Origin of the sequence: Paenibacillus forsythiae T98, from assembly GCF_000520735.1 — a bacterium.
Classification (GTDB): Bacteria; Bacillota; Bacilli; order Paenibacillales; family Paenibacillaceae; genus Paenibacillus_AQ; species Paenibacillus_AQ forsythiae.
Map to the genome: position 1 here is coordinate 1 of NZ_ASSC01000185.1, position 1,127 is coordinate 1,127.

Genomic DNA, 1,127 nt, shown 5'->3' on the forward strand with positions numbered 1-1,127 from the left:
CGGAATGGCTGTTTGAGGCCGTCTTCGACTATGAGGAGGGACATTATGAAGATCCCGGTCCTTTGCAGGCTTCGGGTAACGGCGAAGAAGACCCCGCCGGAGTGAAACGGCTGGTTCACGCTTCCGTTGATCCCGGCTCCGGATGGGCGGCGCGGCCGGACCCATTCTCGTCCTACCGGGCCGGGTTTGAGGTGCGCACATACCGCCGCTGCCGCCGCATGCTTATGTTCCACCGCTTCGCGGAGCTTGGCAGCGAGCCGTATCTCGTGCGCTCCACGGAGTTTGAATATGCGGACTTCGACTACGGCGGCGCGGCCCGGTCTGTGCCGGCAGAAGCCGAGCTTGCGCACCAGGGAAGCACCCGCGCGGCGTCCTTTCTGCGGGCCGTTACCCAAGCCGGGTACATTCGTGATGAGAGCAGGCCCGTGACCGAGCGAGATGGCGTCGTCTATGTCCCTTACATCCGGCAAGCGATGCCCCCAGTTGAGTTCGAATACAGCAAGCTGGACATTCGGCCGGACATCCGGGAACTGGAGCCAGAGAGCGTAGAGTGTCCGCCGCCCGGATTCGGCGCTGCGGCCTCCCGGTGGGTGGATCTGAACCGGGAGGGATTGCCGGGCATCCTGACGGAGCAGGCCCGCGCCTGGTTCTATAACCCTAATCTGGGCGGGGGCCGCTTCGGCCCGCGAGAAGTTGTAGCTCTAAGGCCCGCCGCTGCGGATTTTCCCGGCGGACGGCAGGGGCTGCTGGATATTGAAGGGAACGGACGAATCGGTCTGGCGGTGCTGGACGGTCCCGCGCCGGGAGTGTATGGACGGACCGGGGACGGGAATTGGGAGCCGTTCTCGCCTTTCCGGCAGGGACCGAATATCTCCTGGGATGATCCGAATCTCTGCTTCATCGATCTGGACGGCGACGGCCGCGCCGATGTGCTGATTACAGAGGATGAGGCATTCACCTGGTATCCGTCGCTGGGGAAAGAGGGGTTCGGCCCTGCCCGCCTGGTTCGGCAGCATTCCGGCGAGGAATTAGGTCCGAGGCTCGTGCTGGCGGACGGGGAGCAGTCGATTTATCTGGCGGATCTGTCCGGCGACGGGCTTACCGATCTTGTGCGCATCCGCAACGGC

At 64.2% G+C, this 1,127-nt stretch carries 1 protein-coding gene; it reads left to right on the forward strand.

The features are described 5' to 3' along the window. A partial coding sequence (locus L692_RS32450) for an FG-GAP repeat domain-containing protein (protein WP_036722403.1) occupies window positions 1-1,127 on the forward strand: 1,127 nt, incomplete at both ends.